The organism is Pseudomonas sp. LBUM920 (genome assembly GCF_003852315.1).
Classification (GTDB): domain Bacteria; phylum Pseudomonadota; class Gammaproteobacteria; order Pseudomonadales; family Pseudomonadaceae; genus Aquipseudomonas.
Window position 1 is genome coordinate 2,356,742 of record NZ_CP027762.1, and the last position, 21,803, is coordinate 2,378,544.

At 57.7% G+C, this 21,803-nt stretch carries 30 protein-coding genes and 1 tRNA gene; 20 read left to right on the top strand and 11 right to left on the bottom strand.

Features of this window, described 5'->3' with window-relative positions; translation table 11 throughout:
• The first annotated feature begins 10 nt into the window (after window positions 1-10).
• The 7 genes from pgsA (at window position 11) to C4J83_RS11015 (ending at window position 4,710) form a co-directional block, all read left to right on the top strand.
• The gene (pgsA, locus tag C4J83_RS10985; protein ID WP_003232771.1) at window positions 11-571 is read left to right on the top strand and encodes a CDP-diacylglycerol--glycerol-3-phosphate 3-phosphatidyltransferase; all 561 of its coding nucleotides are present in this window, start codon (window positions 11-13) and stop codon (window positions 569-571) included.
• 63 nt (window positions 572-634) lie between these two features.
• Window positions 635-710, top strand: a tRNA-Gly gene (locus C4J83_RS10990).
• Window positions 711-899: 189 nt separating this feature from the next.
• Window positions 900-1,199 carry a hypothetical protein gene (locus tag C4J83_RS10995; RefSeq protein ID WP_124417014.1) on the top strand — a complete coding sequence of 100 codons (300 nt, stop codon included), beginning with the start codon at window positions 900-902 and terminating at the stop codon, window positions 1,197-1,199.
• A gap of 386 nt (window positions 1,200-1,585) precedes the next feature.
• Entirely contained in the window at window positions 1,586-2,368 is a 783-nt protein-coding gene (locus C4J83_RS11000; protein ID WP_256660658.1) for a DUF4253 domain-containing protein, read from the top strand.
• A gap of 124 nt (window positions 2,369-2,492) precedes the next feature.
• A complete protein-coding gene (locus C4J83_RS11005; RefSeq protein WP_124417015.1) occupies window positions 2,493-2,921 on the top strand; it encodes a LexA family protein in 429 nt (142 codons plus the stop codon).
• Window positions 2,908-4,188, top strand: coding sequence for a translesion error-prone DNA polymerase V subunit UmuC (gene umuC, locus C4J83_RS11010; protein WP_124417016.1), 1,281 nt, complete (start codon window positions 2,908-2,910; stop codon window positions 4,186-4,188). The genes C4J83_RS11005 and umuC overlap by 14 nt, the downstream gene beginning before the upstream one ends.
• A 156-nt stretch (window positions 4,189-4,344) precedes the next feature.
• The gene (locus tag C4J83_RS11015; RefSeq protein ID WP_124417017.1) at window positions 4,345-4,710 is read left to right on the top strand and encodes a histone-like nucleoid-structuring protein, MvaT/MvaU family; all 366 of its coding nucleotides are present in this window, start codon (window positions 4,345-4,347) and stop codon (window positions 4,708-4,710) included.
• A gap of 44 nt (window positions 4,711-4,754) precedes the next feature.
• On the opposite strand, the gene C4J83_RS11020 is transcribed toward C4J83_RS11015, so the two are convergent.
• Entirely contained in the window at window positions 4,755-4,895 is a 141-nt protein-coding gene (locus tag C4J83_RS11020; RefSeq protein WP_124417018.1) for a DUF2256 domain-containing protein, read from the bottom strand.
• A gap of 305 nt (window positions 4,896-5,200) precedes the next feature.
• Here C4J83_RS11020 and C4J83_RS11025 point away from each other — a divergent pair, with 305 nt between their 5' ends.
• Together C4J83_RS11025 and C4J83_RS11030 are read left to right on the top strand one after the other, a co-directional pair.
• On the top strand, window positions 5,201-5,611 hold the full coding sequence (locus C4J83_RS11025) for a phosphate-starvation-inducible PsiE family protein (protein ID WP_106580017.1): 411 nt from the start codon (window positions 5,201-5,203) through the stop codon (window positions 5,609-5,611).
• A gap of 246 nt (window positions 5,612-5,857) precedes the next feature.
• Complete coding sequence (locus C4J83_RS11030; RefSeq protein ID WP_106579994.1) at window positions 5,858-6,316, top strand: Hsp20 family protein; 459 nt, start codon at window positions 5,858-5,860, stop codon at window positions 6,314-6,316.
• Between the two features lie 60 nt (window positions 6,317-6,376).
• Here the strand turns inward: C4J83_RS11030 and C4J83_RS11035 are convergent, their stop codons facing one another.
• Both C4J83_RS11035 and C4J83_RS11040 read right to left on the bottom strand, forming a co-directional pair.
• Complete coding sequence (locus tag C4J83_RS11035; RefSeq protein ID WP_124417019.1) at window positions 6,377-7,141, bottom strand: OBAP family protein; 765 nt, start codon at window positions 7,139-7,141, stop codon at window positions 6,377-6,379.
• A gap of 231 nt (window positions 7,142-7,372) precedes the next feature.
• Window positions 7,373-8,047, bottom strand: a complete 675-nt coding sequence (locus C4J83_RS11040) for an HAD family hydrolase (RefSeq protein ID WP_124417020.1) — start codon at window positions 8,045-8,047, stop codon at window positions 7,373-7,375.
• A gap of 391 nt (window positions 8,048-8,438) precedes the next feature.
• On the opposite strand from C4J83_RS11040, the gene C4J83_RS11045 reads away from it, so the two are divergent.
• From C4J83_RS11045 to C4J83_RS11060, 4 genes are all read left to right on the top strand, one after another.
• Window positions 8,439-8,720: a hypothetical protein gene (locus tag C4J83_RS11045; protein ID WP_164487977.1), complete on the top strand. Its 282-nt coding sequence runs from the start codon at window positions 8,439-8,441 to the stop codon at window positions 8,718-8,720.
• Window positions 8,721-8,909: 189 nt separating this feature from the next.
• The gene (locus tag C4J83_RS11050; RefSeq protein ID WP_124417021.1) at window positions 8,910-9,095 is read left to right on the top strand and encodes a hypothetical protein; all 186 of its coding nucleotides are present in this window, start codon (window positions 8,910-8,912) and stop codon (window positions 9,093-9,095) included.
• A gap of 118 nt (window positions 9,096-9,213) precedes the next feature.
• Window positions 9,214-10,059: a DNA/RNA non-specific endonuclease gene (locus C4J83_RS11055; protein ID WP_124417022.1), complete on the top strand. Its 846-nt coding sequence runs from the start codon at window positions 9,214-9,216 to the stop codon at window positions 10,057-10,059.
• Window positions 10,060-10,215: 156 nt separating this feature from the next.
• Complete coding sequence (locus C4J83_RS11060; protein WP_124417023.1) at window positions 10,216-11,142, top strand: NADP-dependent oxidoreductase; 927 nt, start codon at window positions 10,216-10,218, stop codon at window positions 11,140-11,142.
• 230 nt (window positions 11,143-11,372) lie between these two features.
• Here C4J83_RS11060 and C4J83_RS11065 read toward each other — a convergent pair whose 3' ends face one another.
• From C4J83_RS11065 to C4J83_RS11080, 4 genes are all read right to left on the bottom strand, one after another.
• Window positions 11,373-11,612 (bottom strand): hypothetical protein, encoded by a 240-nt coding sequence (locus tag C4J83_RS11065; protein WP_124417024.1) that lies wholly within the window; start codon window positions 11,610-11,612, stop codon window positions 11,373-11,375.
• Window positions 11,609-11,866 (bottom strand): DUF6555 family protein, encoded by a 258-nt coding sequence (locus tag C4J83_RS11070; RefSeq protein ID WP_106580000.1) that lies wholly within the window; start codon window positions 11,864-11,866, stop codon window positions 11,609-11,611. The genes C4J83_RS11065 and C4J83_RS11070 overlap by 4 nt, the downstream gene beginning before the upstream one ends.
• 100 nt (window positions 11,867-11,966) lie before the next feature.
• Window positions 11,967-12,248 carry a hypothetical protein gene (locus C4J83_RS11075; RefSeq protein ID WP_106580001.1) on the bottom strand — a complete coding sequence of 94 codons (282 nt, stop codon included), beginning with the start codon at window positions 12,246-12,248 and terminating at the stop codon, window positions 11,967-11,969.
• A 58-nt stretch (window positions 12,249-12,306) separates the two neighbouring features.
• On the bottom strand, window positions 12,307-12,849 hold the full coding sequence (locus tag C4J83_RS11080) for a cupin (protein ID WP_177413653.1): 543 nt from the start codon (window positions 12,847-12,849) through the stop codon (window positions 12,307-12,309).
• Between the two features lie 170 nt (window positions 12,850-13,019).
• On the opposite strand from C4J83_RS11080, the gene C4J83_RS11085 reads away from it, so the two are divergent.
• Complete coding sequence (locus tag C4J83_RS11085; protein WP_124417025.1) at window positions 13,020-13,730, top strand: glycosyltransferase family 2 protein; 711 nt, start codon at window positions 13,020-13,022, stop codon at window positions 13,728-13,730.
• A 36-nt stretch (window positions 13,731-13,766) separates the two neighbouring features.
• Complete coding sequence (locus C4J83_RS11090) at window positions 13,767-13,982, top strand: hypothetical protein (protein WP_106580020.1); 216 nt, start codon at window positions 13,767-13,769, stop codon at window positions 13,980-13,982.
• 6 nt (window positions 13,983-13,988) lie between these two features.
• Here C4J83_RS11090 and C4J83_RS11095 read toward each other — a convergent pair whose 3' ends face one another.
• Window positions 13,989-14,225 (bottom strand): hypothetical protein, encoded by a 237-nt coding sequence (locus C4J83_RS11095; protein ID WP_106580003.1) that lies wholly within the window; start codon window positions 14,223-14,225, stop codon window positions 13,989-13,991.
• A 214-nt stretch (window positions 14,226-14,439) separates the two neighbouring features.
• On the opposite strand from C4J83_RS11095, the gene C4J83_RS11100 reads away from it, so the two are divergent.
• The 4 genes from C4J83_RS11100 to C4J83_RS11115 all read left to right on the top strand — a co-directional run bounded on the left by C4J83_RS11100 (window position 14,440) and on the right by C4J83_RS11115 (window position 17,037).
• Window positions 14,440-15,279: an SDR family oxidoreductase gene (locus C4J83_RS11100; RefSeq protein ID WP_124417026.1), complete on the top strand. Its 840-nt coding sequence runs from the start codon at window positions 14,440-14,442 to the stop codon at window positions 15,277-15,279.
• A gap of 273 nt (window positions 15,280-15,552) precedes the next feature.
• On the top strand, window positions 15,553-15,786 hold the full coding sequence (locus tag C4J83_RS11105; RefSeq protein ID WP_119735468.1) for a hypothetical protein: 234 nt from the start codon (window positions 15,553-15,555) through the stop codon (window positions 15,784-15,786).
• A 130-nt stretch (window positions 15,787-15,916) separates the two neighbouring features.
• Complete coding sequence (locus C4J83_RS31095; protein ID WP_177416148.1) at window positions 15,917-16,150, top strand: hypothetical protein; 234 nt, start codon at window positions 15,917-15,919, stop codon at window positions 16,148-16,150.
• A 110-nt stretch (window positions 16,151-16,260) separates the two neighbouring features.
• On the top strand, window positions 16,261-17,037 hold the full coding sequence (locus tag C4J83_RS11115; RefSeq protein WP_106580007.1) for an ABC transporter substrate-binding protein: 777 nt from the start codon (window positions 16,261-16,263) through the stop codon (window positions 17,035-17,037).
• A 60-nt stretch (window positions 17,038-17,097) separates the two neighbouring features.
• On the opposite strand, the gene C4J83_RS11120 is transcribed toward C4J83_RS11115, so the two are convergent.
• From C4J83_RS11120 to C4J83_RS11130, 3 genes are read right to left on the bottom strand one after another with little or no spacing between them, the layout of a single operon-like run.
• Window positions 17,098-17,724, bottom strand: a complete 627-nt coding sequence (locus tag C4J83_RS11120; RefSeq protein WP_119735466.1) for a helix-turn-helix transcriptional regulator — start codon at window positions 17,722-17,724, stop codon at window positions 17,098-17,100.
• Complete coding sequence (locus tag C4J83_RS11125; RefSeq protein WP_124417027.1) at window positions 17,724-18,857, bottom strand: NAD(P)/FAD-dependent oxidoreductase; 1,134 nt, start codon at window positions 18,855-18,857, stop codon at window positions 17,724-17,726. Before C4J83_RS11125 ends, C4J83_RS11120 begins: the two co-directional genes overlap by 1 nt.
• Window positions 18,858-18,878: 21 nt before the next feature.
• Window positions 18,879-19,826, bottom strand: coding sequence for an ornithine cyclodeaminase family protein (locus C4J83_RS11130; protein WP_124417028.1), 948 nt, complete (start codon window positions 19,824-19,826; stop codon window positions 18,879-18,881).
• Window positions 19,827-20,050: 224 nt separating this feature from the next.
• Between C4J83_RS11130 and C4J83_RS11135 the strand changes: the two genes are divergently transcribed.
• A complete protein-coding gene (locus C4J83_RS11135) occupies window positions 20,051-21,772 on the top strand; it encodes a ShlB/FhaC/HecB family hemolysin secretion/activation protein (RefSeq protein ID WP_124417029.1) in 1,722 nt (573 codons plus the stop codon).
• Window positions 21,773-21,803 lie beyond the last annotated feature (31 nt).

A 21,803-nucleotide genomic window follows, 5' to 3' on the forward strand; every position in this document is an offset into this window, starting at 1 on the left:
AGTTGTGCCGATGAATATCCCTAATCTGATTACCGTTCTACGCGTCCTGCTCATTCCGATTTTCATTTTGTTGTTCTATTTGCCGTACGAATGGAGCTATGCCGCCTCCAGTTCAGTGTTTGCCTTTGCAGCCGCAACCGACTGGCTTGACGGCTACCTGGCACGTCGCCTGGAACAGAGCACGCCCTTTGGCGCGTTCCTTGATCCGGTGGCCGACAAGCTTATGGTGGCTGTCGCCCTGGTCCTGTTGGTGCAGGAGCACGGCAACCTGTGGCTGACGCTGCCGGCCGCGGTGATCATCGGCCGCGAGATCGTCGTCTCGGCCCTGCGCGAATGGATGGCCGAAATCGGCGCGCGCGCCCACGTGGCGGTCTCCAACATGGGCAAATGGAAAACCGCTGCGCAAATGCTCGCATTGGTGATCCTGCTGGCCAATCCATCGGACTTCTCCTTCTGGGTGCTCACGGGCTACGCCTTGCTGCTGATCGCCGCGGGCCTGACGTTGTGGTCCATGCTTCAGTATTTGCGTGCCGCCTGGCCACATCTGCGCACCACCGTTGAAAAGAAATAAAACTTTTTTGAATCAAGGGGTTGACGGGGGTTCTGGATTCTATAGAATGCACACCACCAAGACGCGGGAATAGCTCAGTTGGTAGAGCACGACCTTGCCAAGGTCGGGGTCGCGAGTTCGAGTCTCGTTTCCCGCTCCAAACACAAAGAAAAAGCCACTCAATAGAGTGGCTTTTTTTTGCCTGGGATTTACGCAATAGACGCTTCGGCGTCTTTTTTCGTTTGGCGCGTGGTCTGCCACCCTGGGTGCGGTTGAACTGCTGACGCCGGGAACGACCCACTGCGCCTGCAAGTCTATCTGTATCTACTCATCGGTAAGGTACAGCGCAATGGACAACACAATCACCGTGGATCAACTGGCGACCGCCGATCTTGGATCAATCAACGAGATATGGCTGGGCGAGACGCATACCCAGCTGTGCCTATGGCGCGGCGAACAAGTCTTCTCTCACGAAATGATGAGCGAGGGCACGCACGACCAGAATGTCCGACGCCTGTGCGTGCAGTTGGTCAATCCTCACGATCAGGCAGCAGTGGCCAGCGTTGAGGCAATTGTGCGCGAACGGTTGAAAAAGATGGGGAAGGAGGGCGAGTTTTATCCGGCTGAAGAGGCGGACACTCACCAGTAGTCAGTTTGAAGCCCAGAAGTGTCGGCCCGTCATGATGGGCCTCAGTACCTTAGATGAGGACCCATGGCTGGATAGGCTTGGCGATGTCCGTTAATTGGCCGCTGACGGCTGCGAACATTGCGAAAGCAGTCACTTACCCATGAGCAACATGCTGAACTTGTCATCCGGTGGCACGAGCAGTACACGAGCGCCACGGCGCAGTATTAGGGTAATTAACCCTTACGCCGAAATCATGCATCTGCGAACGCTAACTTCGCATCGATAACGATTAATCGTGAGTCAAACCAGATCCTGTCGTGGCGTGGAAATGGATCTTCCTCTGACAATCCTGAAAAGTTTAGGGTTGCTCACTCAATCGAGTAACACCCTGGAGCAGGCCAAGGACTATGGATATCGAATTTCGCGGTAATGGCATGCGTGAGAACCCGTCTGTAGGTACGTGCGATGAGTACGGTGTGAGTGGGCTGACCAGCGTTGAGGACCTGACCGAAGCGCGTCGCAGGATTGCTGAGCTACACCCAGGCTTTAAACCTCTGTTCTCGCTCGATGATCTGCACCAAGCCCGCTACACCTCGGGCCATGTGCGCAATAACCTGGGGATGGATGATGCAACGGAGCATGACATCGCTGGCCTGCCTCCTGAGTGCTTCGAGCAGGGTCTATACATAGGCTATCCGACGACGAAAGCGGAGTTCGCAATCTGCCTGCGCAATTTCACACGCCTGGTTGCGGGCACGTCTTTCGAAGATGCGTGCGCTCATGGTTTGACGCTGGATGAGCAGGCCCTGCAGGCGTGGATCGGTTACCAGAACAACCCGGTTGCTCTTCTAGAGCAACCCCTATCAGCGCTGCTGGTGCCCGTTGAGCAGTCTTGCCAGGCACTCGCGGCTTTTCCGAATGGCTATTTCACTTGCGATCTGGACCCTGCGAAAAACTGTGCAGTTGCGCGCCATTTCTCTGAAGCGCATGGCTATGAGTTGATGGGCGTGGGGGCCTCCTATCTGGGCTTCATTTGTGCGGCGCCGCTTGATATGTCGCGCGCTGACGCCGTTGCCAAAGACTTCTGTGCGCTCTACAACACGGGCATTGAAGACCTGCCTGCACGCATAAGCGCAGTCGCACAGGCGGTTTGCGGTCGGACGCATCTTTGGTTGCGTTACGTGGAATGAGCCTGGTGCACAGCTAAATCCCGGTCGATTAAAGACCTCCTGTCGGCTGGGGCCACGCACTATTTGACCGGCAACCCGACTCAACGGTTAACTGTACGCACATACAGTATTTGGCGTTTGCATCATGGTCACCCTTCTTGGGCCACTTTCCAGTAACGGCGTTCAGCTTCCTTTCTACTCGTACCGGGTGCCGGCAGGTTTTCCTTCGCCGGCCGCAGATCATCTTGAACAAAACGTCTCGCTCGATGAGCTTCTGGACCTGCGTGCGCCGCACATGTACCTGGTACGGATCGAAGGGGACAGCATGGTTGGCGCCGGTATTTTCCCCGGGGACCTGGCAATCGTCGACAGGTCTCTGGAGGTTGAGTCGGGCCACATCGTGATTGCAGCGGTCGATTGCGAGCCCGTGTGCAAGCGCCTCATCAAGGAGAGTGGCCAGATCGTTCTTAAGTCAGAGAACCCCAAATACCCTTCGCGGTACATGATGGAAGGTGAAGAGCTATTGGTGTGGGGCGTTGTCTTGTACAGCGTACGCAGCCATGAAAAAGCCTGAGCCGGTCTTTGCCCTGATCGACTGCAATTCCTTTTACGCCAGCTGCGAGCGTGTATTCAGGCCTGACCTTCGAAATACGCCTATCGTGGTGCTTAGCAATAACGACGGATGCGTAATCGCGAGAAGTGCCTGTGCCAAACCCTTCGTAAGAATGGGTGAGCCGTACTTCCAGATTAAGCAAAAACTGAAGCAGCACGGCATCGTCGCGTTCTCGTCGAATTATGCGCTCTACGGCGACATGAGCCAGCGCGTAATGACCGTCATCGAGTCGCTGGTACCGGCGGTGGAGGTCTACAGCATCGATGAGGCCTTCGCTGAACTGACTGGCGTGCAAGGTGATCTGGAAGGCCTTGGGCGTCGCATACGCACCCAGGTTTACCGCAGCACCGGTATTCCGGTCGGGGTGGGTATCGCAGGTACAAAAACCCTGAGCAAACTGGCCAATCATGCGGCCAAAAAATGGCAAGCGCAGAGTGGTGGGGTGGTCGATCTTCGCGATCAGACCAAGCGTGAATGGGTGCTGAAGAAGTGCCCCGTGTCTGACGTTTGGGGGGTAGGCCGCAAGATGACTCCGCACCTTCAAGCCATGGGTATCAATACGGCGTGGGATCTTTCGCGAGCTGACCCCACTGCGCTGCGTAAGAGGTTCAGTATCGTCGTCGAAAAGACAGCTCGCGAGCTTGCTGGCACCTCATGCCTGACGCTTGATGAGCCTGACCCGCCCAAGCAGGAAATTTGTTGCTCAAGAATGTTTGGCAACCGGCTGACTGAGATCGCGCCGATAAAGGAGGCCATTGCTACCTACATGATGAGGGCCACTGAGAAGCTTCGCGCTCAGAAATCACTCTGCAAACGCATTCGAGTGAGCATTCGCACAGGCATGTTCAACCCTGAGGAGGCGAAGTATGCCAACGGGGTACTGGTCGAGCTCCCATACCCGACCGACGATGTTCGCCTGATGACCAAGACTGCAGTTGACGCCGTGGAGCAAGTGTTCAGACCGGGCTTCAAGTACAGCAAAGCCGAGGTGCTTCTGGTTAACCTCTGCCAGAAAGGCGAATACACCGACGATCTTTTTTCCATCTCCCAACCTGAGGCTACGCAGAAGGTCATGGGCGTTCTGGATGCGATCAACGGCCGGTGGGGCAGGGGGACGTTGCGCTTGGCCGGCGTGCCTATCGACCCAGATTGGGGCATGCGAAGGGAGATGATGAGCCAAAGCTTCACGACCCGTGTCGATCAGCTTTGGACTGTTTACTGTCGGTAAGTACGCTTTAGGCACGGGAGTCTATTCTCTCAGTAACTGAACTCACTCTTTCTATGGGGTTGAGTTCATGACCCCGGACGTGTGTCGACAGGTTTACCCGTTCATGCAGGTGTCTTTTTTGGTGTAACGTAACAACACATCTAGAAGAGGTTTCCAATGTCTAAACTCGCAGAATTTCGTCAACTCGAAAAACACCTTGCTGAGCAACTCCAGGCGCTCGAAGCGCTGAAAGGCGACGCCGGCCTCAAGAAAGAAATTGAATTCGAAACCAAACTTCGCGATTTGCTCGCAAAGTATGGCTATAGCCTCAAAGACGTGATCAACCTGCTTGATCCACAATCCAAGGGCCGCGCTACTGCACCGGCGCCAAAAACGGGCACTCGCAAAGCTCGCCAGGTGAAGGTTTATAAAAACCCGAACACTGGAGAAACCATTGAAACCAAAGGTGGTAATCACAAAGGCTTGAAAGAGTGGAAGAGCAAGCACGGCGCTGACACAGTTGAGTCCTGGCTGACCAAGTAAACCCCGCGTGAACACAAAAAGGGCTTAAAGAGCCCTTTTTTTATTCAGGTCTTGGGTGATTTGCTGCGTCTGCAGCGCTCCGAGCAATAGCGAACTTCGTCCCAGCAACGGGCCCATTTCTTTCGCCATGTGAAAGGAAGCCCACAGGTAGCGCAGGTTTTGACGGGAAGCTCTGACTTTTTCAACAGGCGTCCTTGATATTAAGTGTGTATGCCCCTACTTGGTCAAACCGTGCAACGGTGGGCATCTTAACCCGCCGGTGTTTGTCTACCCAGCAGGTAAATTGGATTCGGCTGATTGCGCCAAGAGGCATATCAAGTGCAGATCAACAGGCTTGAAACTCAAGGCAATCGCTATCTTTTCACAAACTGACTTCGAGCGTCTTGCATAAGTCCTCCAAGACAAGAGGAGAGAGGTCGTGTCTAAGCTTCATCCAGAAAATCGTGAGAATAATTCGACATTCAAAAACTTTAAAATCCAGTGGGCTTTGATGAGCGCCTATGAACGCTTCGAGCAACTGGTGGTGCTGGCGCTGAGCCTGATCATAGCGCTGGTGATCGTTATCGCCGTGTTGCAGCTTTGCAGGAATGTAGTACCCCTTCTGATAGGGGGAGCCATTGATCCGCTGGATCACAACGCATTCCAAGCACTATTCGGCTCCATTTTCACGGTACTGATTGCCTTGGAGTTCAAGCATTCGATAGTACGGCCCGCCCTCAGGCGAAACAGCGTCGTGCAGGTGAGAACGGTACTGATGATTGCATTGCTGGCCCTGAGCCGAAAATTTGTCATCCTGGATTCGGCCGTCACTCCGGCTTCGACCATCGCGGCGCTAGGTTTCGCGACATTGGTACTGGGCCTGCTTTGCTGGCTTTTGCGGCACCGCGACCTGTCTGAGTAGCAAGCTACTGCCCCTGAGCCGCTGACGAATTCGCTCGCTGCAGGCGCGTTCTGCCGAGAGAAAATCGGTTCAGACCTGCGCCTGCCTGGGGCGGTGTGCACAGGGCTTAACCCGAGAATTTGAGTTGGAAAAATTTTTTTCGGGATGCCCTTGAAAATGTTTTGGGCGTACCTATTTTCAGTGTTACGCGATGCCGCAAACGGGTCGCGTCTTAAATCACTTGGAGAAAACTCAGGAGATTTTACTATGGCTACTACTCTTTCTTTGGCCCCTCTGTTTCGTCAGTCTGTGGGTTTTGATCGCTTCAACGACCTGTTTGAATCGGCGCTGCGTAGCGAGGCTGGTAATACCTATCCACCTCATAACGTCGAGAAACACGGTGATGATCAATACCGCATCGTGATTGCAGTGGCGGGTCTTACTGAGGAGGACATAGACATTCAGGTTGAAAACGGCGTACTGAACGTTTCCGGTGGAAAACGTGAAAGCGACGAGAAGGTGACTTACCTTCACCAGGGCATCGCGCAACGGGCCTTCCGCTTGTCCTTCCGGCTGGCTGACCATATCGAAGTGCAAGGTGCATCGCTCACCCATGGTCTGCTGGCAATCGAGCTGCTTCGAGTGATTCCCGAAGAAGCCAAGCCAAAACGCATCCAGATCGGTACGGCCAGCAAGCCAGAACAGCGTCAAGTAAGCCTGCAATAATTCCATTTGAGGCGCTCTTCGGAGCGCCTTTTTCTTATCAGCATTTAATGGGCGATGACGTCAGTGCTGATGCGGCGTGTTTGTCGGATCCGCTATCTGGAACACCTTGCCCTGACGCCACGCATCCGCGCCTGGCGCAACGGCGGGGGCCGGTATGTCCGCTCGCGCTTTGTGCTTTTGCGCGCTATCGACGCCGAATCGACGATCCCGATCTGCAACCATCTGAGGATCTGCCTGCCCATCTGCGGTGAAACCCATCATGAGCTGAGGCACGCCCAGAGGCAGGTCTTTATTGAGGTCGGTATGCCAGGTATGCCACGTCTTGCCGTAGGTATGGACGAGCTTTTCCATCAATGCATGCTCAGCTACTTCAGGAATCCCGGGCGCTATCAGCTGACCTGATTTCACCTCGTGAACATGACTGTGCCAAAGCGCTTGCTCGGCTTTGGGCAGACCGGCAAATAAGTGTTCGCTGATGATGTACTCGACACCCATGAGCTTGGCGTCCTTGCGATTGCCATCGTAGATCACACACTGGATGACTTCCTCATTGAGGATGGCGCAGTAATGGTGGGCCTCCATCTGTGCATTCATGTGGCCGTTATAAAAATGAAAGCCATCCAGGTACGCGTTCAATGCGTCTATCGGCGGGCGTGATTGAAGCAGTGCCGCGCCGGCGTCCAGGGACTGGGTAGTGGGCGATTGGGTATCCCCCGGCGCGACGACGTTAGAGGGCGAGTTATTGCCCGCACAGGCGGCGAGCAATGGCGCCAACACCGCCGCGCACAGCGTGTTGATCCTATAGGGTTTGCAGATTGCGCTCATTGGAGAGTCCCTTCAGTCGATTTGATTAAGTGCCTGCCGTGCGGCTTGAACAGCTGTTCGGCACACCATTCGATTACAGCGATTTGGATATCCACCGAGCAGCGAAAATTCTATTTGCGCAGCCGATACCGACGTAGGCGGTGGCCGGTGACGGCGCATCAGCGAAGCATGAGCGCTCAAGGGCGAAAGAGCGTCAGACCGCTGTTAAAAACCTGGATGGAATGTGGGAAATCAAGGCCTGGATGCGACTTCCTCTAAATGCTGCAAAAGATCTTGCGGGTCCTCGTACACCCTCAGCGCTCCCGCTCTTTCAAGCTCGCTGATGTCGTAGCCGCCTGAAAGCAAGCCGACGCCTGTCGCTTTGCAACGCCTTGCCGCAAGCATGTCCCATATGGCATCGCCTACTACGACACAATCCTCAATCGGTACATCGAGCTTGCGCGCGGCGGCAAGGAAGAGATCTGGATCCGGCTTGCCGTATTTAACATCGTCGCGGGTGATTATATTGATCGCGTTAATATCCAAGCCAAGCGCTTCTAAATTGATCCTGGCAGTAGACAAGCCGCCGCTGGTAGCAATACACCACTTTATATTGTCTTCAGTCAGGGTTTTTAATAACTCGACTGACCCTGGAAGGGCCGTTATCTGGCCTTTGAGCGCCTCATACGCAGCAGCATGTTTCTTACTTAATGCCGCGCCTTGCGCTTCAGTAATGATTACACCGGTTTCACGCGACAGGGTCTTTAACATCAGCCCTCCGCTCATACCGATCTTGCGGTGAATGCGCCACATAGCCAGCGGGATGCCCTCGGAATCAAGTGCCTCTTTCCACGCCGCTACGTTTTGGTAAACGCTGTCGGTGAGCGTGCCGTCGAGGTCGAATATAAATGATGTCTGAGGTCGCATGGAGAGTCTCCAGGTTGATAACTGTAATGTTCGTGACGGGTATTTCATTATCAGCCGGGCCCGGTGTAACGCGGTGCCCATTGGCTGTCTCCCTTCAGTCAAATCTTGGCGCATACCGTTCTGAAACGTGAGGCCGCCACGCGTTCATTATTTCGTCCACAGCGGGGTGTGTTCACACCACACCTGCTGCCAACCAGCAGGGATTGCTCGCCGTTGTACTGTGCGGTCCCGATACGAGGCTGCTGAAAACATGGATGAGAAAGACGAAACCAAAATCAGTCAGTCGATTTCGACGCAGCAAAAATTTGAACCGTCGCTGAACACGCTTACCTAACGATTAGCTTGTGACGAATTGCACAGGCGATTTGCCAATATCGGCATACTCCGAGAGGTGGGCAACGTGGCTAAAGACGAGAAGAAAAGCAAAGGTGACGCTTCGAAAGCCAGCAAGGAATTGAAAGACAAAAAGTCCTCACCCGCAAAAAAATCCGCAGCAGCATCGGCTCTTTCAAAGTCTTCCGATAAGAAAGACAAGAAAAAAGAGGCCGAACCAAAGAAGTCTGTAAAAGCCGAACCAAAGAAATCTGTAAAAAAAGCGGACAGCAAGCCAGAAAAGGCGAAGACGTCAGAAAAATCTGAGAAGTCAGAGAAGTCGTCGAAAAAGAAGAAGTGAGACCTGCTAGGGCTTTATGCCCTAGCTTCTTCACACGGGTTTGTCTTCGATAAAGGCTTGGGCGCTAGCGCTTTGGGCCGCGAGGCTGCACGGCGGCGGCTCAAAAAGCCGCTCGCCAACACCGAGTTGCCATCCCATCACGCAGGGCTCCCTGCAAATAAACGGCCTGCGGTTGCAGCGTCGGTTTCCATGAACGCCATCAACCTATCCACGGCAGTCGGTAACGTGATGACGAGCCGACAGTTCCCGCCTGCAGCGCTATTCACCGCTGAGCCTATTGCCTCGATGACTACCTGGTTTTTTTGCTTGGCAGCGTTGAATGACGTCAACGCCTGGTACGGCGCAATGTCGAATCCGTTTTTGCTGGAAACCTGAAAGCCTTCCTCATATTGAAATGTTTAAAGTGGTTTAATGTTTATGTCGACCCGCGATGGAATCGCAATGGTCGGCTTTCCATTGACCTCTGTTATTGATTCACCCAAGGAGCTACACCATGCAAGGAAGTATGAAGTTCAAGCACCTCGCGTTTCTGTTGATCCCGCTCGTTGCCGCCTGTACCACACCGGATAGAAACCGCGAATCGGCAGCCATTGCCCAGCCGCAACCACAGCAGGCATTGCCGTTCGACAACTGCGCGGTGGGCTGTCCGGCCGGCGGAAGCCCTCTGACGTTGAACCGTCAGGCCTACACGCTCAACAACAACGGCTCGACCAAGTTTGCCAACTGGGTGTCGTACAAAATCACCAAGGACACCCCGGCGAGCGGACGCCCGCGCGACTGGAAGACGGATCCGGACATTCCGGCCGGGGAAACGCTCGACCCGGTGGATTACAACGGCGCGAACGTCGCGCTTAAAGTCGACCGTGGCCATCAGGCCAACCTCGCCTCCATGGCGGGCGTGCCTGACTGGCAGACGCTCAATTATTTGTCCAACATCACCCCGCAGAAGTCCGACCTTAACCAGGGGCCCTGGGCGCATCTTGAAGATCAGGAGCGCAACCTCAGCAAACAGGCGGGCGTCGACCAGGTGTATGTCAGCACCGGGCCGCTGTATGAGCATTTTGTCGGCACGCTGCCGGGCACAAACAAGGTGCACACCATTCCCAGTGGCTACTGGAAAATCATCTTTGTCGGCAGCTCGCCCGAAAACGGAGTGTACGCATCGTTTGTGATGAACCAGGAGACGCCCAAAGGCGCCAACTTCTGTGACTACCAGGTGACCGTAAACCAAATCGAAGAGCGTTCAGGGCTGACCTTCTGGAGCAATTTGCCGCAGTCGGTGCAGGCTGCGCTGAAGGCGAAGCAAGGCCAGTTGCCGGGCCGTATCGGCTGCAAATAACCCCCACACGAAGCGCCTATGCGGAGCAAAACGCGTAGGCGCTTTCGCAGGGCAGCCCGAACCGTTGGTCTGCATAACCCAACACCCACTGAACCCCAGGTTGCCGACAGTCCTCCACACCCCTGTATGTTCTGAAAAGACAATGAGGTGTTTGGCATGAAAGCAATCAGGATTGAGCAGTTCGGCGGCCCCGAGGTCATGCAGCTACGCGATGTCGACGTGCCGGAACCGAAAACGGGCGAAGTGCTCGTAAAGAATTTTTTTGTGGGTATCAACCCGGTGGACTACAAGATTCGCCAGGGTCAATACCCCGAGGTCAAGCAGGACAAACTGCCGTTGACCCTGGGCCGTGAAGTGGCCGGTGTGGTCGAGAAGGTCGGGCAGGGTGTCAGTGATTTCAAACCGGGCGACCGGGTCTTTGCAATGATCGGCGCCGATGGCGGCTATGCCGAATACGCCCGCGTGCCTGCCGCGCATCTGGCGCGCATTCCGGCCGCGCTCGATTGGCCGGTCGCCGCCGGTGTGCCGCTGGCAGGCCATACCGCCTGGCAGGCGTTGGTGGAGCATGGTCACATCGAGCAGGGGCAAAAGGTCTTGATCCACGGTGGCACCGGCGGTGTGGGGCACTTCGCCGTTCAATTTGCCAAGGTCAAGGGCGCCCAGGTCTACGCCACGGCCTCCACCGACAGCCTGGCGTTTTTGCGAGAGCTGGGCGTGGACCGTGCGATTGACTACAAGACCGAGCGTTTCGAAGACATCTGCAAGGACTTTGACCTGGTCATCGACTTGATTGGCGGCGATACGCAATCGCACTCATGGCAGGTGCTGGGCGAGGGCGGGCGGCTGGTGTCGACCCTGACCCAGCCCGATGCCCATCATCCGCAGGCCACGGGCAAGACCGGTACGCGGTTTACGGCTGCGCCACGTGGCGAAGAGTTGACCGAGATTGCCGGGTTGATCGAGGCCGGCAATGTGCAGGTCTATATCGCCAGGCAGTTCGAGCTGGCGGCGGCAGTAGAGGCATTGGACTTTTTGGCCAACGGGCATGTGCACGGCAAGGTTGTCCTGCACGTGAGCGATTGAGGCGGCTGCATGAGCGATCATTTAAAGCCACCTGAAGGCGCACCTGCCGGGCAGAAAGTACGCCCCGAGACGCCGAAACGAAGTGACACGTCAGAAGATCCGAATGTCGTCCGGCCCTGGAAGCCTGATGTCAATCAGGGCGCGGTTGCCCCCGGCGGACCGTCGAAGGATCCCGAGTCGGGTGCATAAGGCCAGTAAGCCAGCCCTGCCGTGACAGGGCTGGCGGCTGACTAGTTGCGCATCGCCTGCTGTATTCGCATCCATTCTTGATGCGCGGCGGCGCGTTGTCTGTCGGCGGTCTGCTTGGCCTGACTGAAGCGTGCCCAGGTCGCCGTGTCACCGCTGTAGGACTCGATGATGTTGTAGGCCGCCGCTTCGAGTCGATCCGCCTCGAAAAACATCTCGGTGGTGTGCGCGATTTGGTCATCCCACGCATGTCTCGTGGAATATTGAAGGGTTTGACTAGTCATTGCGTAAGTTCCTCCATCCATTGAATCTCTGCGGCGCTGTTCCAGCGCACGTGAGTAATTCCATATTGCTCGGCCATCGGCCTGGAAACGCGCTTGAGCGTGTTCTGGCCAAATTTGGGTATCACTGCGACGCCGGCGTCGCAGCTGGCCCAGTGCCAGGCCTGGGCGTTGTCCATCTGCGGCGCGCGAACGATGAAAGACTTCGGCACGCCGTGCAACTGATACTCGATGGTAAATAGATCGCTCGCTTTCATGAGGCCTCCTGTTGCTCATGAAGTACAGATATTTGGCGTCAAAAAAGATTCAAAAAATTGTCCGACAATTCGATGACCGTGCCGGCGACCCTCGCGCATGTCAGTCGTCCACGGTAAACGTCACCCAACCTGGGCCGTCATTCGCCCTTTCGATTTCCATAATGACGCCGCCAATCGAGGCGCCATCCGGCAGGTTGACCGCGACAAAGTTGGGGTGACCGGGCCATTGCAGGGGCTTGTCGAAGCTCAGGCGCGCAATCGTCGGCTTGCCGCTGCTGGTCAGCTGGATGTTCACCGACTCGTTCAGGTGTTCGTCTGAGCGGGTGCCCAGGTGACGTGATGCAGTAATGACGCTGGCAATACCTTGATAATCGTAGGACATAACGGGCTACCTTCTGTAGTGACTGCGAATTCAACAGTGTCGATTTCGACCCTGTTGTTCATTCGATAGTTGCGCGCTGGGCAGACCAATGTGTGCAGACAGCGCCTGCGTCACCCTGAACCGGGTCTTGCTGTGGAAACGCCAGGCCAGCAATGCGCTGCAGTTGCGCGTCGCTCGGTGCCTCGCGGCCTATATCTGCGTGCTGACCGGGCGGGTAGGCGCCAACCACCAGAAAGTCTTCACTGCAACCGAGATTGCAGTGACCGGTACCGGCGGGAAGCAACAGCACGTCGCCTTGCGTCACCGACACCACGTGGCCATTGGGCCCGCCGAGCATCAAGCGTGCATCACCACAGGCGATGCCCAACACCTCATGCCCTTCGCAATGGTAGTGGTGGTAATCGTAGACCCCGTCCCGCCATTGGGGCGGCCAGCCGTGTGCCAAAAACGTCTGCTCAAACAGCGCAGCCGGATCACTTCCGGTTACGCGGATGGCGTTCGGGTAAATGATCACCGGCAAGCGCGGGTTGTTCGGCACCCAGCCGTTGCGGTCGAGCAGCAAGGTCTTGAACGTACCTGCCGATGGATGCGCGTTCTTCATGCCGTGTTCTCCTGCGCTTAATAACGAAGCAAAGCCCCCAGAGCGCCAGTGTGGCGCGCCGATAAACAATCTGAGCGGCCAGGGCCAAGGGACGTTCCAGAAACTTTAAACCTTCGCGATAAGCGAGGTGTCGATAGCTGGAGACACTTCGCCAGGTAGAGGGAACGTCAATGATAGGGATTGTGATACCTGCCCATAACGAGCAAAGGCACATCAGTGATTGCCTGGCTTCCGTGCTGCTTGCCATTGCGCACCCGGCGTTGCAAAACCAGCGCGTCGAAGTCCTCGTAGTGCTGGACGACTGCTCGGACCAAACGGGTGAACGGGCAACCGCACTGGGCGTGGCAACGCTTGATGTCTGCTTTAGAAACGTCGGCCAGGCCAGGGCTGTCGGCGCAGAGCAGCTACTGGAGGCCGGTGCCCAATGGCTGGCCTTCACCGATGCCGATACCCTCGTGCCGCAGGATTGGCTGGTGCGTCAGCTCGCGTTCGGCGCCGACGCGGTGTGTGGCACGGTCGAAGTGGACAGCTGGAGCGAGTACGACGAAGTCGCACGTTCTCGATACCTCGCCCTCTACCAGTTTGTCGAAAACCATCGGCATATCCATGGCGCCAACCTGGGTCTGAGTGCAGACGCCTATCGCAACGCCGGTGGGTTTCAGCATTTGGTTGCTCACGAGGACGTGCGCCTGGTGGCTGACCTGGAAAGGACCGGTGCGCGGATTGCGTGGACAGCCACCAACCCGGTGATCACCAGTGCGCGCCGTGATTACAAATGTCGGGGCGGGTTCGGCGAATACCTGGCTTCGCTCATGCCTGGCACGGGCCACGTGGTCAGCGAGCCCAGCGCGAGTGCAAACGTCACGCTCGGGGCCGGGTGACCTCGGGTGTTTATCGACTGGGTGCAATGGCCTGCGATGGTCGTGACGGTGATCTCGGCCTGGTTCATCGGGTCTCAACGGCCTCGCCGGCGCATGTTCGCGTTCTGGGGCTTCATCCTCAGCAACGCCTTATGGGTGGCTTGGGGATGGCACGCGAATGCCTACGCGCTGATCGTGCTCGAATGCACGCTGCTGGGCATGAACGCGCGTGGCTTCCGGAAAAATCTGCGCACCCACCGGGCTTCTGAATGACCCACCTTACTGATTCTGAAAGTTCTTTTTAAACCCGCGCAGGTTCATCAAGCCCAGGCAGATCTGCAGCACGATCAGTGCATAGGCGTCAGCGTAAGCGCCCCAGACAACCCACAGAACATTGCTCAAACAAAAGCACACGAACCCCGCCATTCTGCGCGAGGGGCGCTGAGAGCCGATCAGCCACGCCGCCAGAACCGTGACCAGCATTGCTGGCCACTGCACCCAATCCAGATCACTCAAACCCGCTTCCTCAATTGTCAGACCTTTAACTAGGAAGAGGGCGGTTGGGACGAATGATTCAGTTTTTTTGACCCGCGTAACGTCCTAACCACTCGTCAGCTATTGAGCCTAATAGTTGAACGAGCGCGGCTGCGCTCCGGCCAGATAAATCATGTGTGGACGAACAGCAGGCTTCGTCCGGCCACCGCTACCCCATCATTCCCAGGAGCAAATCATGACAATTCTAGTGACCGGCGCAGGTACGGGTTTCGGCTATGAAGTGGCCCTCAGGCTGGCCAAAAAAGGCCTCGACGTGATTGCCGGCGTCGAGATCGTGGCCCAGGTGCATGCGCTGGAACAGGAAGCCCGCCGCCGGGGTGTCAACCTGCGTATCGAGAAGCTCGATGTCACGCACGAGGGCGACCGGTTGAGGGCTGCTGAATGGGACGTCGACGTGCTGCTCAACAACGCCGGTATTTCTGAAGGCGGCGCGACCGTGGACATTCCTGCTGAGCATTTGCGCCGTCAGTATGAGGTCAACGTGATTGGCCCATTGATGCTGACTCAGCTGATTGTGAAAAAAATGGTCTTGAAGAAAAAGGGCAAGGTCGTCTTCATGTCATCCGTTGCCGGCCTGACCGCCGACCCTTTCGCCGGCGCCTACGCGTCGTCCAAGCACGCCGTGGAGGCCATCGCCGAGTCGATGAGCCTTGAGCTCAAGGAGTTTGGCATCGAGGTGGCGACCGTCAACCCGGGGCCGTTTCTCACAGGCTTCAATGACCGCATGTTCGAAACCTGGAAGACCTGGCAAGACGAACCTTCCGAGCGCCTTTTCGACTACAGCAAGCTGGCCTTTCCCCACGAGCAATACGACCCGGAGCCGGTCTTCGAGACCACTATCGGGGTGATTACCGGGGCTATCGACACCTATCGAAACGTTGAGCCCAAGGCAATCATTGACCAGCAGCGCAAGCAGATGAACTCGGCCTGGACGCGCAAAAGCAACGAAGGCCTGGGCAAGCGCGCGCAGCTGGTGCAGAAAGCCTATGACATCAAGCCAGGTACGCCGGTCTGACGCCTGGCAAGGCCTTGCGCTTTCACCCACCTCACTAACAGGTAGACGATGATGAAGACGTTATACAGATGCTTGGGGCTGTGCAGTGTGTTGATGCTTCACGGCTGTTTTGACAGCGCCAACAACACCACCAAGGACAACACCAGCGGTAGCAAATCCTCGGTGCAGATGCAGGAAGGCAAGTCACAGGAAAGCCAGTAGTTCCTGGGAGGGTCCGGGCTGTCGCGAGCAGCCTGGACTGCACCGCTTACAACGATAAAAACGGTGATCGCGATGAATTGCCTCATTTGTGTGGGGGCGGCCGAACGGGTTTCCTGCGACGGCCCCTGGGAAGAACGCGACTGCCCGGACTGCGGACGTTACCGGGTGGCAGACGAACTGATCCTGGCATTGATGGACAACGGCCAGATCTTCGATATCGCCAAAACGCGCGGCTGGTTGGACAGCCGGCGTTGCGAGGGCGCTACACCGTGCATTCAACTGCATGAGGCGCTGCTTGTGGTGTGAGCGTGACGGGCCTGAGACGCTGGGGTCTTGCCCTGTGTCACCGTCTGGTTGCAGACAGCTTTGCCGTGCCTCGCTGAGCGGTTCGCGCGCGTGATCCACACGCAACAGCAGGGTCATAGGCCTCTGGTCGATGATGATTTGCGCCACGATCAGCCCACTGATCAGCGGTGCGTTCACCAGCCAGTACCTGCCAGCCATCCACGTGCCGCATCAGTACATCCAGCAGCAACAGGTCGGGCTTGAGGGCCAGATGCAGTGGCAGCGCGCGGCGTTATTGTGCGCGACCCAGGTGCATTTTCATGGGAGGTTTTGTTTAGGAACGATGGAGGCGGGCGGTTTATTGCCTGAAGGGAAGGCGGATTGACGAGTCATACTTAAAAGTCCAGTATGGAATTATAAGTACAAAAACGTGCGTCAACGCTGGCTTTATTTCTTCACGCTTGCCAAACCAACAATAACTTGCGAGACCCAATCATGAAGAAACACACGCTTATCACCGCCCTGGCCTTCAGCCTGCTCGCTTCCAGCCATGTGCTGGCGGCCGAAAAAACCTTGCGCATCGGCATTGAGGCGGCCTACCCACCGTTCGCTTCCAAGACCCAGGATGGCAAGATCGTCGGGTTCGACTATGACATCGGCAACGCCCTGTGCGCGCAGATGAACGTCAAATGCGTGTGGGTAGAGGGTGAATTCGACGGCCTGATTCCTTCCCTCAAAGTGAAGAAAATCGACATGGCCCTGTCGTCCATGACCATCAATGAAGACCGCAAAAAGTCGGTGGACTTCACCCACAAGTACTATTTCACCTCCTCACGCCTGGTGATGAAGGACGGCGCAACCGTGGATGACCAGTACGCCAGCCTCAAAGGCAAGACCGTTGGGGTGCAGCGCGCCACGACCACCGACCGTTATGCCACCGAGGTCTTCGAGCCCAAGGGCATCAACGTCAAGCGTTACAGCAACAACGAAGAAATCTACATGGACCTGGCGTCGGGGCGCCTCGATGCGATCTTTGCCGACACCATCCCGCTGAGCGACTTTCTGTCGATGCCACGTGGCAAGGGCTATGCCTTTGTCGGCCCTGAACTCAAGGACCCGAAATACGTGGGCGAGGGCGCCGGGATTGCGGTACGCAAAGGCAATACCGAGCTGGTCGGCGAGTTGAACGCGGCCATCGACGGTATCCGCGCCAATGGCGAGTACCAGAAGATTTCACAGCAGTATTTCAAGTCCGACATCTACGGCGACTGACGCCTTCAAGCCGGCGTACCGACTCCCCGCAGGGGCCGGCACGCCGGCTCGTGCGCCGGGTCAGCCCTTCAATTCCTTGAGGTGTTTGTAAACCGTCGCCCGTCCCATGCCCAGCACATTCGCCACATAGTTCGACGCGCTCTTGCCCTTGAACGCGCCTTCGGCATGCAGCGCCAACACCAGCTCGCGCTTGTGGTCGCGTGTCAGCAGATTCAGGCTCAACTGGCGTTCGCGCATCCACGCATGCAGGAAGGTGTTGATCCGTTCCTGCCAGTCATCGCGAAACAGCGAGTCCGGCTGCGGGATCAGCTTGCTCGGCGACAGAAACAGGTCCAGCGCCGCCTTCGCGTTTTCGAACAGCGAGATATTCAGGTTGATGCACAGCACGGCAAGCCGGCGCCCGGTGTGGTCGTGCAGCACGGTGCTCAGGCTGCGGATTTTCTGACCGTCCCAGTTGAGCTTTTCGTACGGACCGATGTTCACTTCACTGACGTCATCGCTGAGCATGTCCTCCAGCGACGAGTCGTCACCGATAGCGCGTTTGGACAGGTTGTTGGCGATGTAATCGACCTTTTGCGTGCGCAAGTCATGCAGCACCACTTCGGCATGAGGGAAGAACAGCGTGGCGATCGCATCGGCGATCGCGCGAAAATTCTGCATGACTTTTTCTTGCTCGGCGGTGTTCATCAATGCGGCTCCAGGCGGACGGGCGAGAGCATACCAGCGTCCAGGCCGAACCGCGTCAGTGCCTCCGGCAACGGGTTGCCGCGCACCAGGGCCGCGCTCGCCTGGCCCATGGCCGGTGAGGTCTGGATACCATAGCCGCCTTGCGCCGCTACCCAGAACAACCCCGGAACCTGCGGATCGAACCCCGAAAGCAAATCACCGTCGTGGACAAAGCTGCGCAGCCCGGCCCAGGTGCGGGTCGGGCGGCGGATGGTCAGGGTGGTGGCTTCTTCGATCTGGTAAATGCCCATGGCGATGTCCAGCTCCTCAGGCTGCACATCCTGTGGCTCGACCGGGTCGGCGTTGGCCGGTGAACCCAGGAACATCCCGGCGTCGGGTTTCATGTAGAAGGCTTCGTCCAGCGCCACCAGCATCGGCCAGTGGTGGGTGTCCACACCCTCGGGCCCAGCGAAGATAAACGCTGAGCGGCGCTTGGGTTGCAGGCCGATGGACGCCGCGCCGGCCAGCCCGCCGATATGATCAGCCCAGGCGCCGGCGGCGTTGATGATGACTGGGGCGGTGAAGGTCGCGTCCTGGGTGCGCACATGCCACAGGCCGTCGGCGTCTCGGCTCAAGCCCAGTACGTGGCTGTCGGTGCGCACGTCGCCGTGGTGGCGACGGATGCCGCGCAAATAGCCTTGGTGCAGGGCGTCGGTGTCGATGTCGCTGGCGGTAGGGTCAAAGATTGCGCCGTGGACTTTTTCCCGCCGCAGGATTGGCAAGCGTGCGCAAGCCTCGTCGGCACTCAGCTGCTCGACTTGCGGCACGGTGGCCTTGGCGCTCAGGTATTGGCTATTGAGTTCCACCGGGTCGCCAGTGAAATCCACGGTCATTTCTCCGCGGGGCGTCAGCAATGGATGTTCGCAAAAGCCAGGCGGCGGGTTGTCGAAAAATTCACGGCTCGCCAGGGTCAGCGCGCGCACTTGCGGGGTGCCATAGGCGGCGGTGTAGAGGGCTGCCGAGCGCCCGGTGGAGTGATAGGCCGGGTGGTTTTCGCGCTCCAGTACCAGCACCTTGCTGTGCTGCGACAGCCAGAAACCGGTAGAGGCGCCAGCAATGCCGCCGCCGATAATGATGAAGTCTGCAGAGTTCATGAACGTCTCCTCAAAAGGCGGTTAGCGCTGGATCTGATACAGGGCATTGGCCAGTGCAATGTCTTCCAGGCCCAGGCCGATGGAGCGGAAAAACACAGGGCGGTCGTAGTCCGGGCGCTGCGCCATGTCGCTGAGCAACTCAGGCAAGTCGCCGACGATGGTGCGCTTGTCCCAACCGTGCCGTTCGCCGGCGATCAGCATTTCGCCGGCCGCGCCTGGGGTGGTCTGGCGATAGTCGCAGAACACGTGCATGTGCTCGAGGCATTCGGCCGGCACTTCATGGGCGCGCGGCGCGTTGGTGCTGATGGAGGTGATCAGCGCGGGTTTGCGCAAGCGTGTCGGGTCGATCACAGGTGTTGCCGAGGAGGTGCAGAGCAGGATGACGTCGGCGTCTTCCAGGGCGGCGTCACAGCTCGTGGCGAGGGTCAGGCGCGGGTCCAGGCCCTTGAGGTGGGCGAGGGTCTCGGCATTCGCGCGGCCAAGGCGCGGCGAATACAGGCTGATGTGCTGCCAGTCGCGCAGGTTCTGCACATAGCGCACGTGCGCCTGCGCAACCTTGCCGCTGCCGATAATCGCCAGGCGCCGCGCGGTTGCCGGTGCCAGCGCGTCCACCGCCAGCGCAGTGGTAGCCGCGGTGCGCGCGGTGGTCAGTTCGGCGGCATCGCAAAGCAACAGAGGCTGGCCGGTGCGCATCGACATCAACAGCGTCCATGCGCTCACCAGCGGCCCTTGCTCGCGCACGATGTAGGGCGAGGTCTTGACCCCGTACACCCCGTCTTCGGCCAGCACGCCCAGGTAGTTGATAAAGTCGCCGGCACCCTGAGGGAACTCCACCCACTGTTGCGCCGGCTGTACCGCAAGCCCTGCGGCCAGGTCGCGGAACAACTTGCGCAGGATGTGAGGCACATCGATTTGCGCAAGTAATTCGTGGGCCTGGGCCTGGTTGATCACGTGAGGCGTGCTGGGCATGGCTATCTCCGCGGATAAACTGATTTGTCCATTATGGACTTATAATTCTGTTGAGCAATATCCGTGTCAAAAAAGCTACAGCGCTGCCTCCCGGTAAGCTGTGATACGCACTGAATCAATGCATCAAGACTGATACAAATGGGTACATTTAATTGACGCCAGCATTTCGCCACCCTATTATCGCCGCCGATTAGTGGCTCAGTGCCATATAGAGGGATCTAGACATGTGGCGTTTGGAACGTCGGACAAGGCTTGGCCTGCTGTCCGCTTTTTTTTGCCTGGGCGTTGCCGGATTAGCACAAGCTGCCCCCCCGCAGGCGACCCCGGGCATCACCGACCTGATTCGCGACCGCCAGGACCGGCTGCTCGAAGACCAGCAGCGGCGCCTCGAAGAACTCAAAGACCTGCCCGGCAAATCCGCCGCGCCTGCAACGCCGACCACGCCTGTGGATACCCGTTGCTTCCCGATCAAAATCATCGAACTCGCCGGCGCCGATGCGCTGTCCGAAGGTGAGCGTGACGCGCTGATCAAGCCCTATATCGGCCAATGCCTGGGCGTGCCGCAGCTTAATGAAGTGCTCAAGGTCATCACCGACCGTTACTTGGCCAGAGGCTTGGTGACCAGCCGTGCCTACCTGCCACAGCAGGACCTTTCCAGCGGCAACCTCAGGATCCAGGTAGTCGAAGGCAAGCTCGAAAGTTTGAAGGGCGTCGAAGGCAGCGGCATCACCGACCGCCAGTTGGCGATGAGCTTCCCAGGCAAGTCCGGCGAGTTACTCAACCTGCGCGAAATCGAGCAGATGGTCGACCAGCTCAACCGCCTGCCGTCGAACCAGGCGCAGATGGAACTGGCGCCGGGCAGGGCCGTGGGTGGTAGCGACGTTCTGGTCAAGAACACTCCGCAGAAACCGTGGCGTGTCGGCTTGTCGCGCCATAACGGCGGCCAGCGCAGCACCGGCGAGCAACAGTGGGGTGCGAGCCTGGATTGGGACAACCCGTTGGGGTTGGCCGACCAACTTTCGCTGCGCGGCGGCCACGATGCGGTGAGCGACCACCAGAAAACTTCACGCAATTCGATGCTCAATTACAGCCTGCCGTTTGGCTGGTGGAACCTCACCTACAGCTACACCGAAAGCGAGTACCGCTCCCAGGCCCAGGCGAATAACTTCACGTTCAAGCAAACCGGCGACAGCCAAAACCACCAACTGCGCCTGGAGCGTGTGATTCATCGTGACGCGCTGAGCAAAACCTCCCTGAGCACTGGCGTGGCCTACCTGCGCACTAACAACTTCATCGAAGACAGCAAGCTGGCGCTGAGCAGCAATCGCCTCAGCGAAGCCCAGTTCGGTATCAACCATGGCCGCCGCATCGGCGGCTCATTCCTGAACATCGACCTGGGCATGCAAGACGGCATCGGCGCCTTCGATGCCCAAGCCAATCATCACCCCAAGCCCGGTCAGGCCGATGCGCGCTACCGCAAATACACCGCCACGGTGAGCTACTTGTACCCATTTCAGCTGTGGGGCGAGTCGCTGAGCTTCAGCAGCTTGATGACCGGCCAGCACAGTGAAGACGTGTTATTCAGCCCACAACGCATGAGCCTCGGCGGGCAATCGTCGATTCGCGGCTACAAAGACCAGATGCTCGCTGGCGACAGCGGCGGCTACTGGCGCAACGACCTGCGCTGGAGCCGCCCGGTGACCTGGGCCTGGCTGCAGCCGGTGCTCAACGAATACGGCACCAGCCTTGGTTATGACCAGGGCGTGATCAGCCACGGCCGCTACAACGCCGAACAGCATGGGCGCATGAGCAGCAACTCGCTGGAGCTGTTTGCCCGCGGCAAGAACGTCGCGGCGACGGTGACCTTCGCCCACTCTTTGGAACGACCGGCTGCGATCACAGAACGTGAAGCGCCGATCTATTTCCGCCTGGATTTTTTCCTTTAAATTTTTTACCGCCCTCGGGCATCGAGACATG